Genomic DNA, 23,414 nt, shown 5'->3' on the forward strand with positions numbered 1-23,414 from the left:
CCGTCAAGCTGCTTATTTTCACTAGATTTTCAATTGACAACTGTTTTCACCACAACCATAGTGTTAACTATGATCACACAACGTCGAGGAGTCTTGACCGCAACCGCCACCGCCGCCATGATGTTCCTGGCAGCCTGCTCATCAGGAGAAACAGAAAGCACCGCCACGTCGGCAAGCAACGGCGATACCGCCGCGGGCGGCGAAGGCACCATCGAAATCGTAGCCTCGACTAGCGTGTGGGGCGATCTCACCAAAGCCGTCATCGACGACGAATCCGTCGCGAATATCCGCACCATCATCAGCGACACCAACACCGACCCCCACCACTTCGAACCCACCGCAGCCGACCTGGCTCGCGCCAACGAAGCCGACGTCGTCGTCGCCGGTGGCGGCGGATACGACGCCTGGCTCTACGAACCTCTCGACGAAGACATCGTTATCCACGCCCTGCCACTAACCCCGCACGAACACAACTCCGGCAACGAAAAACCAGAAGGCACCGAGGCACACGCACAGTACTACGGCGACAACGACACCTTCGACGTCGCCAACAACGAACACGTCTGGTTCGACACCAAAGCACTATCCACCGTAGCCAACGGCGTTGCCGACCGCATCAAAGAAACCCACCCAGATGCGCCACTGAAAATCGACGAACTCAACGCCGAGCTAGATGAGATCGCCGCGCAAATCAAAGCCCTGCCAGCCATCAACATCGCGCAAACGCACCCGATCGCCGACTACATCCTCACCCACACAAAGATGGACGAAGTCACCCCAGAGTCATACCGGCACGCCACGCTGAACCACAGCGATGCCGCCGCCGCCGACCTGGCCTCATTCCTCGAGCTCATCGAAAACGACGAACTCGACGTACTCATCTACAACCCGCAAACCGAAACCGACCTGACCAAACGCATCCGCGAAGCCGCCGAGGCCAAAAACATCCCGATGGTTCCGGTCGGTGAAACCCCACTGGGTGGCGAAAACTTCCTGGAATACTTCCACTCCGTCGTCGATGACTTGGAAGCAGCCGCCGCAAAGGCGAGCGCATAAACCGCGATGCCGATTCAGTTTTCCAACGCTGGTGTAGACCCGCTATGGAGCGGGCTGGACTTGGACGTACAACCCGGCGAATTCATCGCCATTTTGGGGCCGAACGGCTCCGGCAAATCGACGCTGCTGAACACAGTCCTGGGCACCCGCACGCTTACTGCTGGCTCCGTGCGCGTCGACGGGCGCATCGGCTATATCCCGCAACAGCACATGTTTGATAAACATCTGCCGGTGCGAGCACGGGACTTGGTGTCGCTATCCCTCGGCCACGGGGTGTTTTCGGGGCGTCGGCCGAGCAAACACGCCGTCGACGAGGCACTAGCCTACGTCGGCGCAGAAGGCATCGCGGACCGATCCGTCGGCACGCTTTCCGGTGGCCAACAGCAGCTGATCCGCCAAGCCCAAGCCTTTGGCACGGACCCGGACGTGGTGCTTGCCGACGAACCCCTGCTCTCGCTAGACATGGCCCGCGAGCACGATACCGTCGCCCGGCTGCACGAACACCGAGCGGCGGTCCTGTTTGTCACCCACGGCATCAACCCAATCCTGGATGTCGTCGACCGCGTGCTGTACCTGGCACCCCGCGGGCACATGTTGGGAACAATCGACGAAGTTATGCAAACCCAGGTGCTCAGCGAGCTGTACGGCACGCATGTGGAAGTAGCAACCTTCAACGGGAAGCTGGTGGTGGTCTAGTGAGTTATTGGGAAGATACCGCCTATTTGCTCTCGGTGGGCTTTGTGCAGCAGGCGCTGATTGCCTCTGCCCTGCTGGGGGTTTTATCCGGTGTGATCACCAGTTTGATTGTGCTGCGGCACATGTCGTTTTCCGTGCACGCAACCTCGGAGCTAGCGCTGATGGGTGCTGCGGCCGCGTTATTGTTCGGCATCAACATCGGCTTCGGCGCAATCATCGGCTCGATTACCGCGGCGGTGATTCTGGCGGTGCTGGGGCTGCGGGGTAACCAAGATTCTGCGATTGGTGTGGTCATGAGCTTCGGCTTGGGCCTATCCGTGCTGTTCATCCACCTGTACCCTGGCAACACGACGACGGCGATGTCGTTGCTGACCGGGCAGATCGTCGGCGTCTCCGGCGCATCGACGTGGATGCTGGCGGCAACCACGGTGGTGATCACGGCGTTGATCATCGTGCTGTGGCGCCCCCTGCTGTTTGCCTCGGTGGATCCGCTGATGGCACAAGCCGCCGGTGTTCCCGTGCGCGGGCTGGCCGTGTTGTTCGCGGTGATGGTGGGTTTGACCGCCGCGCAATCCGTGCAGATCGTCGGTGCGTTGCTGGTGATGGCACTACTGATTACCCCAGGTGCAGCCGCGGTACAGGTGACGTCCTCGCCGGTGAAATCCGTGGTGCTCTCGGTGGTATTCGCTGAAATCGCTGCCGTCGGTGGTTTGGTTGCTTCCCTGGCGCCGGGCCTGCCGGTTTCGGTGTTCGTGACGACGATTTCGTTTGTGATTTATTTGCTGTGCCGGATTATCGGGAATTTGCGCAGCCGCAAGACTTCCCGCGATGAAGTCGCTTATGCACGCCGCGTAAAAGCATTGGGTGCAGGAAACAATGCCACTGTGCAACCGCACCACGTCGCGCAGGATGCTGGCGGCGCTCTGGATTCTGGCGGCGCCGAAGGAAAAGCTGACCGGGGCTGAGCTAACGGCGCGGGTACAGGCTCGGGTCTCGGCCCGGCGCGGGTAGCGGGCAATAAAACAACACAAAACCGGGGCTTGCAGCCTGCCAGCTAGTGCTGGTGGTGGCTGCAAGCCCCGGTTGTTATTCGCGATAAGTTTTCGCCTAGAGCGTGGCGGTGCCTAGGGCGTAGTGGTTATCGCTTAGTGCGAGTTTTTACTTCTTCCCGTTGTCCCACTGGTTATCGGTGCTCCACTGGGTGGTTTCTGCGTTGGCATCTACACCATCAGCGGTGGAGTTGTTGCCAGCTGCGTTATCGAAGTTCGGGGTAGAAAAGTCTTGGTCGTCAGAGTATTCCTGCCCGGAGCTCTGGCCGTAGTTCTGGGTGGAGTTCTGGCTGGAGAAGTTCTCGCCGCCGAAGTTCTGCTCAGCACCGGCGATACCGGAGCCAGCAACGCCAGAACCAGCAACGCCAGCGCCGACAGCCTGCTGGTTATCAGCAGCTTCTTTTTCTTCCTTGCGCTTACGGAACGGCGCGACAAACAAGTGATCCAGCGAGGCCCGACCAGCACCGGCAGCAGACAGTGCCAGACCAGCAGCTCCGATTACGGCAACAAACTCCCAGCCGCCGTCGGAAACAAAGATGCCGGAATCGCGGTGCGCAAACCACGCAGCACCGGCCATCTGCACGAACAGTACCGGGCCAACCAGGCGCACCAGCAGGCCGAGGATGATGGCTGCGCCACCACCAATTTCAAACCAGGTAGCAACCTGTGCGGAAATCTCTGGGGAAGGCACACCCATTTCCTGGAAGGAGCTTGCGGTGCCGTCGATGGTCCATTCATTAAACTTCTGCCAGCCGTGCGCGATGAGCACGCCACCCAGAATGATGCGGGCGATAAGCAGGAAAATATCTCTGATGACAGTCATATCACCAGTCTAACCTGTTTGTGGCCACGTCACCTATTGACTCCGCGGCGTTTCTTCCCGGATAAAGCGCCAGACCGCTACGTACCCTTAGCGTTCAGCACCTGCCGCAGTTCCGTGACCACTTCTACGAGATCCGCGGCATCAGCCATCACCTGGTCAATCGGCTTATACGCATCCGGAATTTCATCCACCCATTGCTCACCTGGCCGGTACACGATATCGCCCATGCGATTCGCCAAATCTTCCGCGGTGTACTGCTTCTTTGCTTGCCGACGCGACATCACTCGCCCCGCCCCGTGCGGCGCAGAATTCAGGCCCGCAGCGTTACCGCGACCACGCACCACATATGATCGCGCGCCCATCGAACCGGGAATCAACCCGAACTTGCCGACGCTGGCATCAATCGCGCCCTTGCGGGTAAGCCACACGGACTCACCATTGATGGTCACCTTTTCGGTGTAGTTATGGTGGCAGTTCACCCGTTCCACCTCGGTATCCGCACTATCTGCGGGCACCTCCATGGAAATACGCCCGTCGTCATGCGCCTGGCGCATCATGCGGGCCAGCTGATCAACGAAGCGATCCATCATCTCATCGCGATTCAGCCGTGCAAAACGTTGCGCCCACGCGAGTTCCCGCAGGTAAGTATCGAAGGACTCGGTACCCTCACGCAGGTACGCGTGATCCTTTTCTGCAAGCTCGACGCCCGCTTCCCTGATTTCTCGCGTCGCGATCTTAATGTGCTTTTGCGCGATCTTGTTCCCCACCCCGCGCGAACCCGAGTGCAGGAAACACCAGACATTATCGTCACCATCCAGGCACAACTCGATGAAGTGGTTGCCGCCACCCAAGCTGCCTAGCTGCTCGCGCCACTTCGGGGAATGCGACAGGTCGACGTCGTCACGCTCGGCTAATTCTTCGAGTTCCTGAATGCGGGCCTTGGTGTGCTCGCGGTGGATCTTCTTATTGTAATTTCCCGGCGAAAGCGGAATGGAACGCTCAACCTCGTCCCGCAACTGCTCCAGGGAAATCTGCGCGATGTCGTCGGCAGTAAAAATGGTGCGCACTGCAGCCATTCCACAACCAATATCCACCCCGACAGCAGCCGGAATCACAGCCCCCTTAGTAGGGATAACCGTGCCGATGGCTGTGCCCTTGCCGCTATGCGCGTCGGGCATCAACGCGATATGCGGAGAAACAAAATCTAGCTGCCCCAATCCAGCAGCTTGGTCTGCGGTGTTCTGATCAATAATGCTGGCCCACGATAAAACCCGTGGGACAAGTTCTATTGGCTTATGTGTCATGCTCACGAGCGTAGCAGCCAGGTAGCACACTACTCGAACATGAATGCGATTACATTATACGACAGGAGCCTCAGCTGGGCCGAAAGCACCGACAACAGGCCACAAGCAATGGCAAATGGCCAAACACGACGAGGCGGCAACAAGCCTGCCGCCCCAACCAAAACAAATGAACTAGCCGACGCGGCGCTGGCGCGCGAACTCACTCAAGACCGCACCGGCTGCCACCGACGCGTTCAGCGATTCCACCCACCCCACGGTCGGAATAGACATCAGCACATCACAGTTTTCGCGCACCAAACGCGAAATACCCTTACCTTCCGAGCCAACAACAATAACCACGGGATCTGTGCCGCCGTCGTAGGTATCCAGCGTGTGCTCTCCGCCAGCTTCCAGCCCAACAACCTGGTAGCCGTTCTTCTGAAATTCTTTTACCGTGCGCGTCAGGTTCGTCGCCCGCGCCACCGGCAACTGCGCGGCCGTACCAGCAGAAGTACGCCAAGCAACAGCCGTGACCGAAGCCGAACGACGCTCCGGAATAATCACACCGTGACCACCAAAAGCAGCCGCCGAACGAATCACCGCACCCAAATTTCGCGGGTCTGTGATGTTATCCAGAATGACAAACATGCCGGTCTCATTGCGCTGCTGCACATCAGCAAGCAAATCCTCTACTTCCGCGTATTTAAACGGCGGAATCTGCAAACCAATACCCTGGTGCATGCCGTTGCCGGTTTTCACGTCCATCTCATGACGCGGCAACTCGGTGATCGGAATACCACGGCTGTTCGCCATCTGCACAGCCTGCGTCAACCGCTCATCCGAACCCGTACCAGCCACCACGAACAACATGCTCGCCGGAACCTTTGCGTTCAGGCATTCCACCACCGGATTCCTGCCGACGACCAGCTCCGTCGTCGCCTCGTGGCGCCCAGAATTAGAACGCTCACGCTGCTGTTTCGCCTTATGCTTCTGGTGATAAACCCGATCTTCCGCCTTCGGCGTCGGCCCTTTGCCCTTCAGGCCACGACGACGCACAGCGCCAGAACCCTTCGTGGCTCCTTTTTTGTTGGTCTTGCGGATGCCCGCTCCGCCCCTACCGTGGGTACGTGCCATAAAAATTCACTATCCTTGCTGTAAAAATTTCATTTTCGAGTATTTCGAATTTACTGTACTTTGTCGGCGCTGCACCACGCGATTTTCTGGTGGTACGCCGCGCGAGTTTGCTAACACTACGCCGAGCGAATTTACTAACTCTGTGCTCTGCTAGCCCTGTGCCCAGCGATGTTGCTGCGAATATCCACCTAGCGCAGTTTCCATTCCGCGCCACCCGGGGTATCAATGACCTCAATGCCAGCCGCAGCCAAACGATCCCGCACGCCGTCGGCAGTAGCGAAGTCTTTCTCCCTGCGCGCCGCGGCCCGGAGCTCAAGTTCGTGTTCTACCAAACTAGCAAGCGCTTGCTGCACACCACCATCTGCGGACTGCTGCGTGCCACCAGCCCACTGCGTATCCAACGGGTCAATGCCCAAAATGGCAGTCATCGCACGCACCAACGACGCCAACGCCACGGCTTTGGCCTTGGCAGCATCTTTGCCTGTGTCCTTGGCAGCCAGTGCATTATTGCCTGCCTTCACCGTGGTGTGAATGACGGCCAACGCACGCGGCACCGCAAAGTCATCGTCCAACGCGGCAGCAAATTTTTGCCAGTATTCGGAAACTTCCTGGGCAATGCTGTCCTGAGCGTCATCGTCAGTAAGCAAGGCACCACCGGCCACACCGGCGTCGGCAAGCATGCCCTGTTCCACCGCCAGCTTGTCGACGGGCGCTCCCGCCAACTTCGACGCACGATTAACGAAATCCTCAATGCGACGGAAACCAGCGGCGGCCTCATGCACCGCAGCCTCGGAATACTCCAACACGCTGCGGTAATGCGCGCTACCCAGGTAGTAACGCAGCTCCACCGGACGGACCTTTTCCAGCAAAGCGTCGATATCCAGGACATTGCCCAGCGACTTGGACATCTTCTCGCCAGCCATGGTCACCCAATGGTTGTGCATCCAGTAACGAGCAAAACCATCACCGGCAGCGTGCGACTGCGCAATCTCGTTCTCGTGGTGCGGGAACTGCAAATCCAGCCCGCCGCAGTGCACATCAAACTCCGCACCCAAGTAATACGTGGCCATGGCCGAGCACTCCAAGTGCCAGCCAGGGCGACCATCACCCCAAGGTGTGGGCCAGGCAGGCTCACCCGGTTTCGCGGCCTTCCACAACGCAAAATCCAGCGGGCTCTTCTTGCCCACGTTGTCGGTCTCGCCTTGCTCCATTTCTTCTGGGCGGTTGCCCGAAAGGTGGCCATAATCCGAGCCTTCTGCTTGCTGCCAAGCCAGAACGTCAAAATACACCGAGCCGTCGACGGCGTAAGCAAAACCACGGTCCATCAACCGCTGCATATACTCCACCATCTGGGTAACATGCCCGGTTGCGCGCGGTTCCACGCTCGGGGCCATGACGCCGAGTGCTTGATAGGCGCGGGTGAATTCACGCTCATGAGTGGAAACCCACTCCCACCACGGGCGGGAATGCGCTTCAGCTTTGGTGAGGATCTTATCGTCGATATCCGTCACATTGCGCACGAATGCGACATCGTAGCCTTTGGCCAGAAACCAACGGCGCACAATATCAAAAGCCACCCCGGAACGCAGGTGGCCGATGTGCGGTTTCGCCTGCGGGGTGGCCCCACACAGGTAGATCGAAACCTGGCCTTCGCGCAGGGGTTGAAAGTCGTGGGTCTGGCGCGTCGCGGTATCAAAAATCCGTAAGCTCACAGGGTACTAGTTTACGCACTCCTGCCCGCACTAGTTCGCGCGCCATACCACTGCGTTGGCGATTGCCGCGCGGCCTTCCTCGCGGCCAGTAAATCCCAGGTGATCAGTGGTGGTTGCCGAGACCGACACCGGGGCACCCAGTAGCTCACTTAAAACCTGTTGGGCTTCTTCCCTACGCGGGCTGAACTTCGGGGTTTGCCCGATCAGCTGCACCGCAACGTTGCCGATGCGGAAGTCGTTGTCGTCGAGAAGCGCACGGACCTCGCGCAGAAGCTGCGCACCGGAAACATTGTCGTATTCTGGTCGGCCGACGCCGACAAACGAGCCCAGATCACCCAAACCAGAGGCAGACAACAACGCATCCACCATGGCGTGCGAGACAACGTCGCCATCCGAGTGACCTTCGCAACCGTCGACGCCGTCGAAAAGCAACCCGGCGATCCAGCACGGCTTGCCTGCCTCAATCTGGTGCGCGTCGCTAGCGATACCAACGCGCGGGATGGGCATGGCCGGTGGCTGCGTGGTTTTTGACTGCGCGGGTTGTGGCTGCATCAAGTGGGACTGTGCGGAATTACCTTGCACTGGGATGGTCTGGAACGAAGAATTCACGCTTTCAGACCCTTCAGTGACGCCGTCGGCAAGAAATGCCCGGGCCAGCAGCAAATCCTTGCGCGTGGTGATTTTAAAAGCCAGCTCGTCGCCGTCAACGCACACGACGGGCACGCCCTGCCACTCAAGCAGCGAAGCATCATCGGTGGGCACAAAACTGCGGGTCCCGGCTTCAGCATCCGCTTGCACGCTGGCGTAATACATCTCGTTGGCAGAAAACAGCGCGCTGTAGCGAAAGCCCTGTGGCGTCTGCGCGGCACGCACATTGCTGCGGTCCACGGTTTTGGTGATCTGCGCCTGGCTGCGCGCTTCGCCGTGACCAGCAGTTTCCGTCACAGCTTTGATCGTGTCCACGACCGGCACCACGGGAACCACCCCCGAAGCGCCATCTGCCACTGCACGCGCTACCCGGTCAATCATGCTCGCGGGGGTCAGAGCCCGCGCAGCATCATGAACCAGCACGATCGGATCGACGCCTGGCTCCACCGAAATCGCTTCCAGCCCAGCCATGACGGAATCCGCGCGTTCCCCACGGCCAGGAACCAGGCGGATCGTGCGCCCATCGCTAGCATCGGCGCCAGCGCCGCGGGTGGCGTCAGCGGACTCGCACCGGGAAATCACGTCGGCAGCCTCATCCAACATATCCGGCGCAGCAACAACAATGATCTCGTCGACAAGCTCGGTTGCGTGCATGGCACTAATGCTGCGTTCCAGCAGGGATCTTCCTGCGAGTTCAACAAACGCCTTCGGTTTATCCGCGCGTAAACGAGTGCCCTGCCCGGCAGCGGCGATAATCGCAATTACTGGGGCAGGGCGAGAGCTCGAAATATTCATCAACAACTAGTTTTCAGCGGTTAATTTTCAGTAATCTCGTCTTCAGCTATCTAGTCTTCGTCGTCGAAGCTGAGATCATCCAAGTCCACATCAACCTTGGTATCCACCTCTGGGCCAGTGTTGCCGATCAAGCCAGCAGCCCGGTGACGCTCGATGGTGGCATCGACTTCGGCCAGCATCTTATCGGCTTTGGCCTCATCCACTGGGCCTGCCAACGCGAGCTCGCCGACTAAAATCTGGCGTGCCTTCACCAGCATGCGCTTCTCACCTGCGGAAAGGCCCCGATCTTGATCGCGGCGCCACAGGTCCCGCACAACTTCAGCAACCTGGTTGATATCACCAGAAGCCAGGCGTTCCTGGTTTGCCTTATAACGACGAGACCAGTTGCCGGCTTCCTCTACGTCAGTCTCGCGCAATACGGAAAAGACCTTCTCCAGGCCTTCCTTACCGACGACATCGCGCACGCCGACGCGCTCCACGTTCTTGGATGGGACGCGAACCACCAGGTCAGATTGGTTGATGGAAAGCACGACATACTCGAGCGTTTCCCCGCCCATCTCGCGCGTTTCAATGGCCTCGACCTTCGCCGCGCCGTGGTGCGGGTAGACAACAACCTCGCCGACCTTGATTTCCATTCCCACTCCTCGCTTAACAGGCAGACTTCAAGCCACCAGTTTAACACGCAGCAAGTGCTTGCCGACGCCCGGGAGCGGCTCAGGTGGGCGTCGGCAAGCACTCCACGGCACCTACCGGACCGCACCCATAAAAAGTTTGCCCCCGAATGCCCCGCATGAGCGATGGTACAAACCGGAAACTGTGTACCGCCGGGGGTAAACAGCTAAGGTAAAGTCTGAAAAATCTTTGTGCTCGATGAGTTGTTGGAGGACCCCACAGTGACGTCCCTGAAATCGTTTGTTCGTCGCGGCGGCACCATTTCCGCTGCTGCCCTGGCCAGCCTTACCCTGGCTGCCTGCTCGGCAGGACACATTACCCAGACTTCTTCGCAGGTCGCGACCGTCGATGGGCAGAGCGCGAACAGCGAAAACGGCGAACTTTCGGTCCGCGATGTCACCATCACCGTGGAAGATAACGCCGCGGCGTTGAAATTCACCGCCACCAACCAGGATCCTTCCATGAAGGCCCACACCCTGGAATCCATTTCAGTCGACGGCAACCAGGTTTCCTTGGGCACCCTGGACCCCATCGAGCCAGGATGCTCAGTCTTTGGCGACAGCGCATTGGAATTGAAGGACACCCCACAGGCAGAAAAAGCCTGCATCCAGTACGTCGAAACCACCCTAGACAATGACGACTACGCACCGGGCGGCCACCGTCCAGTGGAATTCGTCTTCGATTCGGTCACCATCACCGTCGACGCTGCCATTGCAGCTGCACCGTTGACTACCGGCGAGCACGACCGCGACTGGGAAGAAGGCTACGCACCACGCGGTGACGGTTCCATCAGTGGCAATCACGGCCACGGACATGATCACAGCCACGGCGGCGGCCAGCACTAAAGGCAGCAGCCTCCTGCAGCTCCCCCGCTGATCCACCACCCTGCACGGCAGCACTGCACAGCACACGTTAGCTGATCGCTCTGCTGCCGGCGGGGTGGATTTTTGTGCCCGGGGACTCGAATATATTGTCGAATTTTATTTTTGGATTGGGCGGGGTGTGCGGCACCTGCCTTAGGATGAGTGCCATGGCGAAAAAACAGCGGGCGATCCACACCTGTTCCGAATGCGGCTACTCCTCCCCAAAGTGGTTGGGGCGCTGCCCGGAGTGTGGCTCGTGGGGCACCCTGGAAGAAGCTGCCCCGATCTTTTCCGCTGGCCTCGCAGCTGGTTTGGGTTCCGGCGCGAAAGCTTCTGCTGCGCGCGGGGGTGCTGGTGGTTTGGGTGCGGGTACGCGGACTTCTAGCAGTGGGCGTCGCGGAGGGCTGGCCCCCAGCAGCGCCGCGGTGCCGATTACCCAGATCTCCGCGCAATCTGCGCAAAGCATGCACACAGGCATCGGGGAATTGGATCGTGTGCTGGGCGACGGCATCGTCGCCGGTTCCGTGGTGTTAATGGCTGGCGAACCGGGCGTCGGCAAGTCCACTCTGCTGTTAGAGGTAGCAGCGCGCTGGAGCCAGGTACCAGAACCCCAGCCAGATAGCGGAGAAAGCTCCGCTGCCGCTACCGAAATCACTGCAGATCAGCAAGCACAGCCTGCCACCCGCACGGCGTTGTATGTGACGGCAGAGGAATCCGCAGCACAGGTCTACTCCCGGGCGAAGCGTACCAGTGGGTTGTCCCCCACGCTATACCTGGCGGCGGAATCAGATCTGGATGTCGTGTTCCAACAAGTCGAGGCGCTACGACCATCGCTGATCATCGTCGATTCTGTGCAAACCATGCAGGCCACCGGAGTGGAGGGGGTTGCGGGCGGCGTGGCGCAATCCCGCGCGGTCACGGCCGCGTTGACCACGCTGGCGAAAACCACCGGTATTCCGATTCTGCTGGTCGGCCACGTCACCAAAGACGGCAACGTTGCCGGTCCGCGCGTGCTGGAGCACCTGGTTGATGTGGTGCTGAACTTTGAAGGCGAGCGGCAATCCAGTTTGCGGATGCTGCGCGGAATTAAAAACCGTTTTGGTGCTACCGACGAGGTCGGCTGTTTTGAGCAAACTGCCGACGGCATCCGGGAAGTCGCCGACCCATCCGGGCTGTTCCTATCCCACCACGGCGCAACACCCAACGGTTCCGCGGTCACCGTCGCCATGGACGGGGTGCGCCCAATCGTGGCCGAAGTGCAGTCTTTGACGGTCGATCCCGTCGCCAAGAATCCCCGCCGGGTAGTCACCGGATTGGATCAAAACCGCATCCCACTGGTACTCGCCGTGCTGCAAGCGCGCGCCGGTGAACGAACGAATGAAAAAGACGCCTACGTGGCGACGGTCGGCGGGGTACGCATCACCGAAACCGCCACGGATCTGGCGGTGGCCTTGGCGACGTGGTCGTCGCTGCATGAAACACCACTGCCGGCCAAGACCGTGTTCATTGGAGAAATTGGTCTGGCCGGCGAGATGCGCACGGTGCCGAATTTGCGGCGGCGTTTACAAGAAGCCGCGCGTATCGGTTATCGCTGCGCGGTTGCCCCAAGCCGCAACGACGCAGAAGACCGCGCGCTCGCGAAAGAACTCGCCGCCGAAGGCATGGATCTGCGCAGTGTCAGCACCCTGCGCCAGGCACTAGCCGTGGTTCGTGAACTGCGCGGTTAACCGCCCCGGGAAGGCGGGCCGGTCATGGTCCTCACTTCGTCACGCAGATAAGTTAGGCGGTCAACACGGTGATGCTGAACATGCCACCGGTACGCCTGGAAGAAGAACCAGGAGCCGGTAGACCAATATAGATAAACGAAATGTTTATTTCACATCAAAATGAACACGGCAACACATGCTGCTATAAAAATTGCCGAGACAACAGATAGTGAAATCATCTTTTTTGCATTGGTAGAACCAGAGAAAAAACGGCTTACCGTGAACAAAGTAAAGAAAAGGGCGAAAAACTTAAGCACGTAAGCCCAGTAAGGAACGTGATCTTCACTAAATAAGGAAAAGTCAATAGTGAAGATGCCAGCGATGACTAGAGCAAGTGCCCACCCCATTCCCTTACGGGCATACAGCTCTCGATCATGATTCTTTTCCATCTAGCACCTCGCAGCAGTAACTAGACCAGAGCCAATTCCATGACATGCCGCTCGAAGCCCCCACTGCACCCACTTATTAGAAGTACATCCCCTAAAGGCAAGACCACTGTCATTCGGATTAGCCTTAACCTCCCTTGCTGAAATCGGCGCCGTTGCCATAACGACATCAGAAAAAAGGTTTTTCTTTGACATAGATTCCTGCCTTCCAAGGTCAGGGGCTTTTCTCTTTCGCTTCCATTATAATTACGTCTTCGTTTTATAAGGAAGAGAATTGGAAAAACATACGCATCTATACACCTCAATAGGTGTGCCGCTACCCCCCCCCGAGGCCCGCAGTTAAATTACGCCCGCAGCGCGAAGGTCAGTGCGTCGGAGGCGTTATCGCCCACCACCGCGTGCAGGAAGTAATTGCCTTCCGGGGTAGCCGGGCGGTGGTTGCACTCGCCCGGCGCGGAATTCGTCTTCGACCATACAGCCTCGAAGTGGCGGGTCTGGCCAGCCTTGAATTCCTGATTACCAGTAATCACGGCTGGGTAGCAGTCTGTATCTGCCCACATGCGATGGTTCGTGTTCAGATCATAAACCTCGAAGCGCAGCGGGTTCTCGTCAAGATTGACCGCGCAGTCGTGGCCGGTGGGATTTTCGATAGACATGTAGAACGTCGGCTGGTCACCACCGGCGTAATAGGCCTTATCGCTGTGCGCGGTGACCCGCAAATTATGTAGGTCACAGGCGCCAGCAGCCGACGTGGCCTCGTCAGCTTCTGGGTACGGCGATGGGCGCTCGTCGGCAGACTTCGCGCCTTCCCTGCCCTTCTTCGGGCGGTCCGATTCCTGCGAATCGTCAGCAGCATCGATGTCATCGGCTTCTTTCGCCGCACTGTCGTTGGCTGCCTCGTCGGCGTCCTTGTCTGCGGCCTTATCGGCTTTGCCGTCTTTTTCCTCCCGCGCTGCGGTGGCCGTGGCGGTTTGGTTAGCCGCCGAATCCGCAGCAGATTGCGGGTTCTCTTCGCTGCCACCACCGAAAATGGCGCTGAAGATCCAGACCAACAAAAGCACAAGCAAGAGAAGAACCGCCAGTCCTGCCATGCGGCGGCGTCGGTAAATTTCTTCTGGGAGGCGAGGTTGTCTTGGGGAAGTCACAGTTCCTAATTTATAACGAAACACCGCTGGGCTGGGGCAACTACCGCGCGTGTCCTACGTCATCCGGCGAGTAACTACAGCTGCCGCGACATGCAGCTAGCCAAACGTCGACAAGCGCCTGCTAGTGCACGCCCCCTGTTAGTGCACGCCGTTGAGCACGACCGGCTCCACCCGGCCCTCGCTCAGGTTGTAGCGCAGACCAACGATGCCCATAGACTGGCGAATCAACCCTTGGCCCAGCCCCGGAGCGCGCGCCATCAACTGGTACACGGTTTCGGTGATGTGCTGGCGCTCCACGTCTTCGCGGGTAACCATCCCGCGCTTGTTGGCTTCCGTCACGGACATCAGTACGCGTTCGACGATGGTGCGCTGGAAGCCATTCGGCGCGGAGCCTCCTTCGGCAAATTCCATGGTCGCGCGCACCGCACCGCAGGATTCGTGCCCCATGACTACCAGCAGGTTGACGTCGAATTTCTCGATGGCGTATTCCACCGAAGCAATGATCGAGCTATCAATGATTTGCCCGGCGGTTCGGATCACAAAGGCGTCGCCAAGCCCCAGGTCAAAAACCATTTCGACGGGGACTCGCGAGTCAGAGCACGAGAAGATGACCACGCGCGGCGACTGGCCAACGCTCAACAACGAACGGTATTCCGGGTCCTGATTTGGCCGCTCAGAGCGATTGGCGATAAACCGCTCATTGCCCTCCCGAAGGGCCTCCCACACTGCCTGCGGAGTCTTGGCCACATTCTGCATACTCACAGCTTCTATTTTGTCCTAAACTATGCGCGATGACGAATCATTCGGAACCGATCTTTGCCACACATGCTTGTGCTGCCGCCCCAGACGCAACTGCCTTGTTGCCCAAACTGCGTGGCTGGTTCGCCGAGCACGGCCGTGATTTGCCCTGGCGTGCACCAGAAACCACCGCATGGGGTGTTTTGGTTTCCGAGGTCATGAGCCAACAAACCCCCGTGGCCCGCGTTGCACCGCAGTGGCTGGAGTGGCTAGAGCGGTGGCCCACCCCGCAGGATTTTGCCGCGGCCAGCCAGGCAGATGTGCTGCGCGCGTGGGGCCGGTTGGGGTATCCGCGGCGGGCGTTGCGGCTGTGGGAATGTGCGCAGGCAATTGTCGAGCGACATAACGGTGTGGTTCCGCGCGATGTGGATGAGCTGTTGGCGCTTCCCGGCATTGGCGATTACACCGCGCGGGCGGTGGCGTGTTTTGCTTTTGGTGTGAACGTTCCGGTGGTGGATACGAACGTGCGCCGGGTGTATGCGCGTGCGTGGTCTGGACAGTTCTTGGCACCGCAGCCAGCGAAAAGACAGTTGGCTCAGGTGGGTGAGTTGCTTGCCGACGGCCGCGGCCCACAAACGTCGGTGGCTTTGATGGAGTTGGGCGCTTTGGTGTGCACGGCGCGCTCGCCGCAGTGTTCGGTATGCCCGCTTCGTGCCGGTTGTGCGTGGGTGCGTGCTGGCTCGCCGGCGCCGAGTGAATCAGAGATGGCGGCGCAGAAAAAGCGGGTGCAGAAGTTCGCTGGCACTGACCGGCAGGTGCGCGGTAAGATTATGGCCGTGTTGCGGGAGGCTTCTGCGCCGGTGCCGAAGCCGGAAATTGATCTCGTGTGGCCGAAAGATGATCAGCGCGAGCGAGCCCTGCGTTCTTTGCTTGCCGACGGTTTGGTGCGTGAGGTTGCCCGTGGTGGCGAATTCACGCTGCCGGAATGACCCAGCAAAATAACTTCGTAACAAAATAGCCTCACGGCAAAATAACTTCGCCACTGCCTTAGCCGGCTGGTCAGCCGGCGGGTTGATCGGAGCACCTAAAGTGCCCCAGACCACCTCTTTTTGATTATCAAAACCAGACCCAAACTGATAATCTTCAAATATCTAATTGATTATTTGAATAGAGGTTTATCATGCGCCGTTTCCTTCCATCCGTCCTCATCCTCACCACTGGACTCATCCTGTCCTCCTGCAGCACTGGGGACGCTGAAGACACCGCTGCCAACTCGGAGAATGATAGCTCCGCTATCACCCTCGATAACTGTGGCTTCGAACTAACCGCTCATACTCCGGTACAACGGGCCACGACCCTTGAACAAGGCGCCACTGACACTCTCCTTCTGCTCGGCGCCAAAGACCAAATGGTGGGCTACGGTCACCAAAAAGACGCGCCTCCTGAAGGTTACGATCTCGAGGGCATAAAAGAAATTAGCCCTAGTGCTCCAAACTCTGAGCAACTACGAGATGCGGACACGGACTTCATCTACTCTCCGTTCGCACTCAACTGGACCGCAGACAATGCCGGAACTCGCGAAGAATGGGAAAACCTCGGCGTAGCAACCTTCCAATCAAATGTCCAGTGCCCGGACTATGCTGACAACGCCGAGAAATCAACCTTCGACCTCGTAGCCAAAGACATCACGGAGCTCGGTACCCTCTTCGACCGCGAAGACGAAGCCAAGTCTCTAATTGAAAAACAAAACCAAACCCTCGAAAATGCCGCCCAGGCCCCAGAGGGAACCACTTTCATGCTGCTTTATTCTTCCATCGGCGGCGCCCCCTACGTAGCAGGCGGCCCTTCCATCGTCACCGAAGTAGGAAAAGCAACCGGCATGAAAAATGTCTTCGGTGATCTCGATGAGGAATGGCCACAAATCTCCTGGGAAGCCGTTGCTGAGGCAGACCCAGACGTCATTTTGCTCGCGAATCTTCCCGGACGTGGAAAACCAGGCGATAAGTGGGAAGAAAAGGTCAGCGACCTTGAGTCCACCCCAGGCACCAAAGAGATGAAAGCTGTAAAGAACGGCACCTATGTCGTTGTCCCAGGCGTCGCCACATCCGCATCGGGGCGCTCCTATGAACTCGTCGAAGAAGTTTCCAAAGCTATCAAGGACGACCTATTTGCAAATAAGAGCGAGTAATATTGCGTAAAACCTGGACTATCGCTGGAATTAGTGCTGCGACCCTCCTCGTAGCACTAGTTGGCTCGCTCACCGTGGGCTCAAGCTCCATGTCCTTCAGCGAACTCATTGGGCTGGTTGTTCCTTCGCAACCAAGCCCTTCCGCACTGCGCACATCGATCCTGACGGAGCTTCGTATCCCGCGGATCCTTATGGCAGCCTTCGTCGGAGCAATCTTGGCAGTATGCGGTGTTGCAATGCAGGCTGTTACGCATAATGATCTCGCAGAGCCATACTTACTCGGTGTATCCTCTGGAGCGTCGACAGGCGCCGTCATTGCGATCCTGTTTTCTACTTGGCAATACGGAATCATTTTCGGCGCAACCGTTGGTTCTCTCGCCTCTTTTGCTCTGCTGATGCTCTTACTCCGCAATACCGGAGGGGACGCAACAAAGGTAGTGCTCACCGGCGTCCTCATTGGCTTTCTTTTCCAATCTCTGACTTCTCTAGTCGTGACAGCCTCGGGCGACGCGGAATCTACTCGCAGCATCATGTTCTGGCTACTCGGAGTTCTAGGGGCAGCACGCTGGCCTACGCTATTTGCGGTGATAATTGTTGGCTCCATAGGAATGCTGATGCTTTGGGCGCTTTCCCGCCACCTAGATGCGCTCTCTTTGGGTGGGGATACCGCCTCAACAATGGGCGTTCCTGTAGTCGCACTGCGCTACATTGTTCTGATTTGTGTTTCGCTGATGACCGCCACGACTGTGGCTTCCGTCGGCGCGATAGGTTTCGTGGGGCTAATTATCCCCCACGCCGTAAGAATGCTGAACGTACCGAAACATGCCAGCCTCATACCGCTGTCCGCACTCATTGGCGCTGTCACCCTAGTTATCGCGGATGCCTTTGCGCGATCCATTTTTGCACCCCAAGAACTGCCAGTGGGCGTAATTACTGCCCTCATTGGCGTACCGATGTTTTTCCTAATCTTGCGGAGAAAGCACTAATGCTCAAGGTAGAGAACCTCAAAACAGGCTTTCCGAATAAAACCGTAATCGACGACGTGTCTTTCGAGATCAAAAAACCCGGCCTGGTAGGCCTCATCGGCCCCAATGGGTGTGGCAAGTCGACGCTTCTCAAGTCCATTGCTGGGGTGCAGCCCTTTGACGGAACCATTCACTTCGCAGGAAAACCGTTAAAATCCTATCCGCTGTCCCAACGTGTTCATGCCTTGTCCTATGTGGCCCAGAAATCAGGCCAACGGGTTACACTCACCGTCCGCGAGGTCGTGCAGCTAGGCCGCGATGCAGGCCGTATGCCTTTTTCAGCGCCACAGCCTGACGACGCAGAAATTGTAGACCGCGCGTTATTTCATTGCAGCTTGGAAGACATTTCTGATATGCGGCTGCATGAGCTTTCTGGCGGGCAGATTCAACGCGTCATGGTTGCACGGGCAATGGCACAGCAAGCAAACGTAATGCTTCTCGATGAACCGACCAATCACCTTGACCTGTACCACCAGCACAAATTAATGGATCTTCTATTCCATCTTGCGAAGGAACACGACATTGCCGTTGTTCTAGCAATCCACGATCTAGCGCTAGCAGCACGATATTGCGACCGGCTCCTACTGCTACACAATCAGAAGCTCCGGGCGGATGGTCCCCCCGAAGAAGTGCTGACTACTGAAATGTTAAGCACGGTATTTGAAGTACAAGGGCAGCTGGAATACACCGCTGATGAAATACCCTTCTTGCTGGTCAAGCATCCCATTGATCATAGGAATTTGTAGGCCTTGAACAGTTAATAGACCCAGAAACAAATGTGATACGTGACTCAGTGACGTTCATGCTCTAAGCTGTCTTGCATGTATTTCACGTCACAGTTTTCTAAGCAAAAGAGTAGTATTTCTGACAGCCCCACCACCCCCACTCACACGAGTTTTAGCAGCAGCATCCGCAAAGAGCTGCGCCTGATGGCCGCCAGTTTCCTGACTACTGGTCTTTTAGCCAGCGTGAGCACTTCCACGGCACACGCCAATGAAGCAGGTGCTCCTAGTCCCTCCGCCTACGTTCCCGCACCACCGCCACCTGGCGCAGCAGCCCCGCCACCTGACGCAGCACCCGGTGCGCTGCTAGAAGCAACCGCGGCACCGCACCTGCTGAATCCCGGTGGCGAACATCTTCCCGGTTCCGCGCAGCGTATCCGCTACGCCTCAATCAATTCCAACGGCGAGCCCGTAGAGGTCACCGGCTACGTCATCGACCCCATTACCCCCTGGCAAGGTAACGGCCCCACCCCCACTATCGTCATGGCACCCGGAACCCGTGGAGCGGGTGATCTATGCGCACCATCCGCTGCACCCGACCTGATATCGGCGCTCGAGATCCACACTAATGCCGACGGGCTGCCTTATCTCAGCGTGAATGCAAACTATGAATTGCCCTTGCAGTATCTAGCCAATCTCGCGGGGATTCGCATTATCAGCACCGATTACATGGGCATGGGAACTCCAGACCACCACACTTATGTGAACTCAGTCGAAGAAGCCCACGCCGTCCTGGATGCCGCCCGGGCTGGATTGCAAGCAGCCGGGGCCCCAGCGGATTCTCCGGTTGGCTTCGCCGGTTATTCCCAAGGCGGAGGCGCGGCTGCAGCAGCCGCAGAACACAAAGCCAGCTACGCGCCAGAGCTGAACCTTGTGGGCACTTTCGCAGGCGCCCCGCCCGCGGATCTGCGCCACGTGTTGGAAGCCGTCGACAATTCGTCCATCGTGGCCGCCTTGGGTTACACGCTCAATGGATTTGTAGACCGCCACCCCGCGCTGCAACGGATCATCGACGAAGAATTCAACGAGGAAGGCAAACGCTTTTTACACGATGCAGAAATCAGCTGCATTGGTGATGCCACCATCAACTGGGGTTTTACGGATACCCGCACGCTAACCAAAAACGGCGACTCCTTCTCAGAGGTGATCAACCGACACCCGGAACTCAGCAATTTAGTGGAAGCGCAAAAACTGGGCACCCAGCCGGTATCCGGGCCCATCATGGTTTCTAATTCTGGCGACGATGATCTGATCCCCTTCGTCCAAGCCACCACAATGGCGCGCCAATATTGTGCACAAGGTGGCCAAGTGCAGTTTTTGCATACAGATGTCCCGCCTGTGTTGCCGGAGCTCAAGGCAGGCATTAACCACGCCCTGCCGTTATTCACGGATATGCCCCAAGGTTTGCAGTATTTGATTGATCGTTTTCATGGCATCGCACCGCGCAATGACTGCGGCACGTTCTAGTTACTATGGCGTTATTGCGGGGTTATTACGGCAAGTTCAAGTTTTGCCAAAACAAAAACAGCTGGCCTACCACCTCTTCTCGAGGGGCAGGCCAGCTGTTTCGCCGTTAGGACGTCGTTAGGGAGCTGTTCGGGCTACGGCGGGCCAACGCCGTGCTGCCGTGCTTTTAGTCGCGCTGCGGCTGTGGCTGTGGGCCAGCCGGACCATCCGAATCATCAGAGTCGTCCGAACCACGCTCGTCTTCTGGGCGTTCCAGCAAAGCGCCGGAACCACCGTTGTTTGGCGTATCTGGGCTCAACGTATCTGGCTGACCATTCGGATCACCAACGGTGCCCGGCTGATCATCTAGGTTATCCCCATCGGAACCAGAACCACCCTTGCCGTCGTTACCGTCCTGGTCGTCGGAACCAGCGGCATCGCCTGACTCGGTTGGGTTCTCTACCTCACGAACGTCGTCCTCGTCCAACTCACCGAATTCTTCTTCCGGCAGTGGCTTTGGACGCGGGCTGAAGGTGAACGTGCCCTTCTTCTTGTTGTCTTCGTCGAAGCCTTCCACGTCGACAGAGATGATTTCGCCGGCACCCAACTCGCCGAACAAAATCTTCTCCGACATTGGGTCTTCGATCTCCCGCTGGATGGTACGACGCAGCGGACGAGCACCCAGTACGGGATCGAAGCCACGGCGAGCCAGCAGCTTCTTCGCGTTCTCGGACAGCTCGATGTCCATGTCGCGGTCATGCAACTGCTTGGCGACGCGGCCGATGAGCAGGTCCACCATTTCGACGATCTGCTTTTGGTTCAACTGGTGGAAGACGACGGTCTCGTCAATACGGTTCAAGAACTCTGGGCGGAAGTGCTTCTTCAGCTCTTCGTCGACCTTGTTCTTCATCCGGTCGTACTGAGAATCCGGGTCGAATTCCGACTCCGAAGAAAAGCCGAGGCCAACAGCCTTGGAAATATCGGAGGTACCCAGGTTAGAAGTGAAGATCAGCACGGTGTTCTTGAAGTCCACCTCACGGCCCTGGCCGTCGGTCAAGCGACCTTCTTCCAATACCTGCAGCAAGGTGTTGTAGATCTCCTTGTGTGCCTTTTCAATCTCGTCGAAAAGCACCACGGAGAACGGCTTACGACGAACCTTCTCGGTCAACTGGCCGCCTTCTTCGTGGCCCACGTATCCCGGAGGGGCACCGAACAAACGGGAGGCTGTGAAGCGGTCGTGGAACTCCGACATGTCGATCTGGATCAGATCGTCGTCGTTACCGAACAGGTAGTTCGCCAGCGACTTCGACAACTCTGTTTTACCCACACCGGATGGACCGGCGAAGATGAAGGAACCGGATGGACGGTTTGGATCCTTCAGCCCTGCGCGGGTGCGGCGAATCGCACGGGAAACAGCCTTGACGGCTTCGTCCTGGCCGATGATGCGCTTGTGTAGTTCTTGCTCCATGTTAAGCAAACGGCTGGACTCTGTTTCGGTCATGCGCAGCGCCGGAATGCCGGTCCAGTGCGCAAGCACTTCTGCGATCTGGTCCTCGCCTACCTCGGCGATGTCTTCCAGGTCGTTTTCACGCCATGCCTTTTCCTTCTCCGCGCGCTCTTCGTTCAACTTACGCTCGCTATCGCGCAGGCGCGCCGCCTTTTCAAAGTCTTGGCCGTCGATAGCGGCTTCCTTGTTACGACGAACCTCTGCGATGCGCTCATCAACCTCACGCAGGCTTTCTGGAGCGATCAGCCGCTTGATGCGCATGCGCGCACCGGCCTCATCGAGCAAGTCGACGGCTTTGTCTGGCAAGAAACGGTCATTGATATAACGGTGTGCGAGCTTCGCCGCAGCCTCCAGGGCATCATCGGTATAGGAGACACGGTGGTGTGCCTCGTATTTGTCGCGCAGCCCCTTGAGAATCAGCACGGTGTCTTCCAGTGATGGCTCTTCAACCTTCACCGGCTGGAAGCGACGCTCCAGAGCAGCGTCTTTTTCAATGTGCTTGCGGTATTCCTCCAAGGTGGTGGCACCAATGGTTTGTAGCTCACCGCGCGCCAGTTTCGGCTTCAGCAGCGACGCAGCATCGATGGCGCCTTCGGCAGCACCGGCACCAACCAGGTTGTGGATCTCGTCGATGAACAAGATGATGTCGCCACGCTGGTTGATTTCCTTCAGCACCTTCTTCAGGCGCTCTTCGAAGTCACCACGGTAACGCGAACCAGCAATCAGCGAACCCAGATCCAGCGAGTACAGCTGCTTATCCTTCAGGGTTTCTGGCACCTTGCCGTTAACGATATCCAGGGCCAGGCCTTCTACGACGGCAGTCTTACCAACACCAGGCTCACCAATCAGCACCGGGTTGTTCTTGGTACGGCGCGAAAGCACCTGCATGATGCGCTCGACCTCAGAATCACGGCCCACAACCGGGTCCAGTTTGCCTTCCTTCGCAGCCTGCGTAAGGTTACGGCCGAACTGATCCAGCACCAGCGAATTAGAGCGGTCGCCCTTACCACCGCTACTGGAACCGCCGCCCATGGACGGGCCAGCACCGGCACCTGCCAGGCCACCACCGCCGGGTGCGGAAGAAGAACCGCTACCGGAACCATCCTGGTTACCGCCTTCATAACCGGACAGCAACTGAATAACCTGCTGACGAACGCGCGGCAGATCAGCGCCCAACTTGGTTAATACCTGCGCGGCAACGCCTTCGCCCTCACGGATCAGGCCAAGCAGCAGGAATTCAGTGCCGATATATTTGTGGCCCATTTGCAGGCCTTCACGCAAGGAAAGCTCCAAGACCTTCTTTGCTCGTGGAGTAAATGGGATATGTCCGCTGTGCGGTTGGGATCCCTGTCCGATGATCTCTTCGACCTCATTGCGGACATCGTCTAAGGAGATATCCATCGATTCCAGGGCCTTAGCAGCAACCCCTTCACCTTCGTGGATCAGACCAAGCAGAATGTGCTCGGTACCGATGTAATTGTGGTTAAGCATGCGAGCTTCTTCTTGCGCCAAAACAATGACGCGTCGAGCTCGGTCCGTAAACCGTTCAAACATGTGCTCTGAGTTCTCCCTAACCGATTTGCGATATGTTCCACCCACCATAACGCGCAACTATCACCGACCCTTCCCGTTTTGCGAATCGATTCGCCGAATTTCGGTATATCCGCAGGCTAAGGGCCTGTTCGCCTGTAGCGAACACC

20 protein-coding genes and 1 pseudogene are annotated in these 23,414 nt (G+C 58.0%); 10 read left to right on the top strand and 11 right to left on the bottom strand.

What is annotated here, in order from left to right:
• The first annotated feature begins 69 nt into the window (after window positions 1–69).
• The 3 genes from HMPREF1292_RS01245 to HMPREF1292_RS01255 are packed head-to-tail and all read left to right on the top strand — an operon-like array spanning window position 70 to window position 2,717.
• On the top strand, window positions 70–1,056 hold the full coding sequence (locus tag HMPREF1292_RS01245) for a metal ABC transporter solute-binding protein, Zn/Mn family (protein WP_023018387.1): 987 nt from the start codon (window positions 70–72) through the stop codon (window positions 1,054–1,056).
• 6 nt (window positions 1,057–1,062) lie between these two features.
• Complete coding sequence (locus HMPREF1292_RS01250) at window positions 1,063–1,752, top strand: metal ABC transporter ATP-binding protein (RefSeq protein WP_023018388.1); 690 nt, start codon at window positions 1,063–1,065, stop codon at window positions 1,750–1,752.
• Window positions 1,752–2,717: a metal ABC transporter permease gene (locus HMPREF1292_RS01255; RefSeq protein WP_023018389.1), complete on the top strand. Its 966-nt coding sequence runs from the start codon at window positions 1,752–1,754 to the stop codon at window positions 2,715–2,717. Before HMPREF1292_RS01250 ends, HMPREF1292_RS01255 begins: the two co-directional genes overlap by 1 nt.
• Window positions 2,718–2,910: 193 nt before the next feature.
• Here HMPREF1292_RS01255 and HMPREF1292_RS10590 read toward each other — a convergent pair whose 3' ends face one another.
• From HMPREF1292_RS10590 to HMPREF1292_RS01285, 7 genes and pseudogenes are all read right to left on the bottom strand, one after another.
• The gene (locus tag HMPREF1292_RS10590; protein ID WP_023018390.1) at window positions 2,911–3,624 is read right to left on the bottom strand and encodes a DoxX family protein; all 714 of its coding nucleotides are present in this window, start codon (window positions 3,622–3,624) and stop codon (window positions 2,911–2,913) included.
• A gap of 77 nt (window positions 3,625–3,701) precedes the next feature.
• Complete coding sequence (locus HMPREF1292_RS01265; protein ID WP_023018391.1) at window positions 3,702–4,928, bottom strand: RtcB family protein; 1,227 nt, start codon at window positions 4,926–4,928, stop codon at window positions 3,702–3,704.
• A gap of 171 nt (window positions 4,929–5,099) precedes the next feature.
• Complete coding sequence (gene rlmB / locus HMPREF1292_RS01270) at window positions 5,100–6,041, bottom strand: 23S rRNA (guanosine(2251)-2'-O)-methyltransferase RlmB (RefSeq protein ID WP_021352436.1); 942 nt, start codon at window positions 6,039–6,041, stop codon at window positions 5,100–5,102.
• A 188-nt stretch (window positions 6,042–6,229) separates the two neighbouring features.
• On the bottom strand, window positions 6,230–7,753 hold the full coding sequence (gene cysS / locus HMPREF1292_RS01275; RefSeq protein WP_023018392.1) for a cysteine--tRNA ligase: 1,524 nt from the start codon (window positions 7,751–7,753) through the stop codon (window positions 6,230–6,232).
• 30 nt (window positions 7,754–7,783) lie between these two features.
• Complete coding sequence (gene ispF / locus HMPREF1292_RS11320; RefSeq protein WP_027018187.1) at window positions 7,784–8,260, bottom strand: 2-C-methyl-D-erythritol 2,4-cyclodiphosphate synthase; 477 nt, start codon at window positions 8,258–8,260, stop codon at window positions 7,784–7,786.
• A gap of 141 nt (window positions 8,261–8,401) precedes the next feature.
• Window positions 8,402–9,196: pseudogene (gene ispD / locus HMPREF1292_RS11325) on the bottom strand (2-C-methyl-D-erythritol 4-phosphate cytidylyltransferase); the annotation flags it as partial.
• A gap of 50 nt (window positions 9,197–9,246) precedes the next feature.
• Window positions 9,247–9,831, bottom strand: a complete 585-nt coding sequence (locus HMPREF1292_RS01285) for a CarD family transcriptional regulator (protein WP_023018394.1) — start codon at window positions 9,829–9,831, stop codon at window positions 9,247–9,249.
• A 258-nt stretch (window positions 9,832–10,089) separates the two neighbouring features.
• On the opposite strand from HMPREF1292_RS01285, the gene HMPREF1292_RS01290 reads away from it, so the two are divergent.
• Both HMPREF1292_RS01290 and HMPREF1292_RS01295 read left to right on the top strand, forming a co-directional pair.
• The gene (locus HMPREF1292_RS01290) at window positions 10,090–10,713 is read left to right on the top strand and encodes a hypothetical protein (protein ID WP_023018395.1); all 624 of its coding nucleotides are present in this window, start codon (window positions 10,090–10,092) and stop codon (window positions 10,711–10,713) included.
• Window positions 10,714–10,898: 185 nt separating this feature from the next.
• Window positions 10,899–12,458, top strand: coding sequence for a DNA repair protein RadA (locus HMPREF1292_RS01295; RefSeq protein ID WP_023018396.1), 1,560 nt, complete (start codon window positions 10,899–10,901; stop codon window positions 12,456–12,458).
• 149 nt (window positions 12,459–12,607) lie between these two features.
• Here HMPREF1292_RS01295 and HMPREF1292_RS01300 read toward each other — a convergent pair whose 3' ends face one another.
• The 3 genes from HMPREF1292_RS01300 to HMPREF1292_RS01310 all read right to left on the bottom strand — a co-directional run bounded on the left by HMPREF1292_RS01300 (window position 12,608) and on the right by HMPREF1292_RS01310 (window position 14,784).
• Complete coding sequence (locus tag HMPREF1292_RS01300; RefSeq protein WP_023018397.1) at window positions 12,608–12,886, bottom strand: hypothetical protein; 279 nt, start codon at window positions 12,884–12,886, stop codon at window positions 12,608–12,610.
• Window positions 12,887–13,227: 341 nt separating this feature from the next.
• The gene (locus HMPREF1292_RS01305; protein ID WP_034644959.1) at window positions 13,228–14,028 is read right to left on the bottom strand and encodes a hypothetical protein; all 801 of its coding nucleotides are present in this window, start codon (window positions 14,026–14,028) and stop codon (window positions 13,228–13,230) included.
• Between the two features lie 138 nt (window positions 14,029–14,166).
• Window positions 14,167–14,784, bottom strand: coding sequence for a carbonic anhydrase (locus HMPREF1292_RS01310; RefSeq protein WP_021352446.1), 618 nt, complete (start codon window positions 14,782–14,784; stop codon window positions 14,167–14,169).
• Between the two features lie 35 nt (window positions 14,785–14,819).
• Here HMPREF1292_RS01310 and HMPREF1292_RS01315 point away from each other — a divergent pair, with 35 nt between their 5' ends.
• The 5 genes from HMPREF1292_RS01315 to HMPREF1292_RS01335 all read left to right on the top strand — a co-directional run bounded on the left by HMPREF1292_RS01315 (window position 14,820) and on the right by HMPREF1292_RS01335 (window position 20,228).
• Window positions 14,820–15,755 (top strand): A/G-specific adenine glycosylase, encoded by a 936-nt coding sequence (locus HMPREF1292_RS01315; RefSeq protein ID WP_023018399.1) that lies wholly within the window; start codon window positions 14,820–14,822, stop codon window positions 15,753–15,755.
• Between the two features lie 191 nt (window positions 15,756–15,946).
• Window positions 15,947–16,954, top strand: coding sequence for an ABC transporter substrate-binding protein (locus tag HMPREF1292_RS01320; protein WP_023018400.1), 1,008 nt, complete (start codon window positions 15,947–15,949; stop codon window positions 16,952–16,954).
• A gap of 2 nt (window positions 16,955–16,956) precedes the next feature.
• A complete protein-coding gene (locus HMPREF1292_RS01325) occupies window positions 16,957–17,940 on the top strand; it encodes an iron ABC transporter permease (protein WP_023018401.1) in 984 nt (327 codons plus the stop codon).
• Window positions 17,940–18,725: an ABC transporter ATP-binding protein gene (locus HMPREF1292_RS01330; RefSeq protein ID WP_023018402.1), complete on the top strand. Its 786-nt coding sequence runs from the start codon at window positions 17,940–17,942 to the stop codon at window positions 18,723–18,725. Before HMPREF1292_RS01325 ends, HMPREF1292_RS01330 begins: the two co-directional genes overlap by 1 nt.
• Before the next feature lie 75 nt (window positions 18,726–18,800).
• A complete protein-coding gene (locus tag HMPREF1292_RS01335) occupies window positions 18,801–20,228 on the top strand; it encodes a lipase family protein (protein WP_023018403.1) in 1,428 nt (475 codons plus the stop codon).
• 166 nt (window positions 20,229–20,394) lie between these two features.
• Here the strand turns inward: HMPREF1292_RS01335 and HMPREF1292_RS01340 are convergent, their stop codons facing one another.
• Window positions 20,395–23,268, bottom strand: coding sequence for an ATP-dependent Clp protease ATP-binding subunit (locus tag HMPREF1292_RS01340; RefSeq protein WP_023018404.1), 2,874 nt, complete (start codon window positions 23,266–23,268; stop codon window positions 20,395–20,397).
• Between the last annotated feature and the right edge of the window lie 146 nt (window positions 23,269–23,414).

It is taken from the genome of Corynebacterium sp. KPL1995 (genome assembly GCF_000477935.1).
In the GTDB taxonomy this organism is placed as follows: domain Bacteria; phylum Actinomycetota; class Actinomycetes; order Mycobacteriales; family Mycobacteriaceae; genus Corynebacterium; species Corynebacterium pseudodiphtheriticum.

Coding starts and splice junctions, on each gene's coding strand:
- HMPREF1292_RS10590 (WP_023018390.1), bottom strand. CDS start 3,624: ATGACTGTCATCAGAGATATTTTCCTGCTTATCGCCCGCATCATTCTG.
- ispF (WP_027018187.1), bottom strand. CDS start 8,260: ATGCCCATCCCGCGCGTTGGTATCGCTAGCGACGCGCACCAGATTGAG.
- HMPREF1292_RS01340 (WP_023018404.1), bottom strand. CDS start 23,268: ATGTTTGAACGGTTTACGGACCGAGCTCGACGCGTCATTGTTTTGGCG.
- HMPREF1292_RS01250 (WP_023018388.1), top strand. CDS start 1,063: ATGCCGATTCAGTTTTCCAACGCTGGTGTAGACCCGCTATGGAGCGGG.
- HMPREF1292_RS01300 (WP_023018397.1), bottom strand. CDS start 12,886: ATGGAAAAGAATCATGATCGAGAGCTGTATGCCCGTAAGGGAATGGGG.
- HMPREF1292_RS01285 (WP_023018394.1), bottom strand. CDS start 9,831: ATGGAAATCAAGGTCGGCGAGGTTGTTGTCTACCCGCACCACGGCGCG.
- HMPREF1292_RS01330 (WP_023018402.1), top strand. CDS start 17,940: ATGCTCAAGGTAGAGAACCTCAAAACAGGCTTTCCGAATAAAACCGTA.
- rlmB (WP_021352436.1), bottom strand. CDS start 6,041: ATGGCACGTACCCACGGTAGGGGCGGAGCGGGCATCCGCAAGACCAAC.
- HMPREF1292_RS01320 (WP_023018400.1), top strand. CDS start 15,947: ATGCGCCGTTTCCTTCCATCCGTCCTCATCCTCACCACTGGACTCATC.
- HMPREF1292_RS01310 (WP_021352446.1), bottom strand. CDS start 14,784: ATGCAGAATGTGGCCAAGACTCCGCAGGCAGTGTGGGAGGCCCTTCGG.
- HMPREF1292_RS01295 (WP_023018396.1), top strand. CDS start 10,899: ATGGCGAAAAAACAGCGGGCGATCCACACCTGTTCCGAATGCGGCTAC.
- HMPREF1292_RS01265 (WP_023018391.1), bottom strand. CDS start 4,928: ATGACACATAAGCCAATAGAACTTGTCCCACGGGTTTTATCGTGGGCC.
- HMPREF1292_RS01335 (WP_023018403.1), top strand. CDS start 18,801: ATGTATTTCACGTCACAGTTTTCTAAGCAAAAGAGTAGTATTTCTGAC.
- HMPREF1292_RS01315 (WP_023018399.1), top strand. CDS start 14,820: ATGACGAATCATTCGGAACCGATCTTTGCCACACATGCTTGTGCTGCC.
- HMPREF1292_RS01245 (WP_023018387.1), top strand. CDS start 70: ATGATCACACAACGTCGAGGAGTCTTGACCGCAACCGCCACCGCCGCC.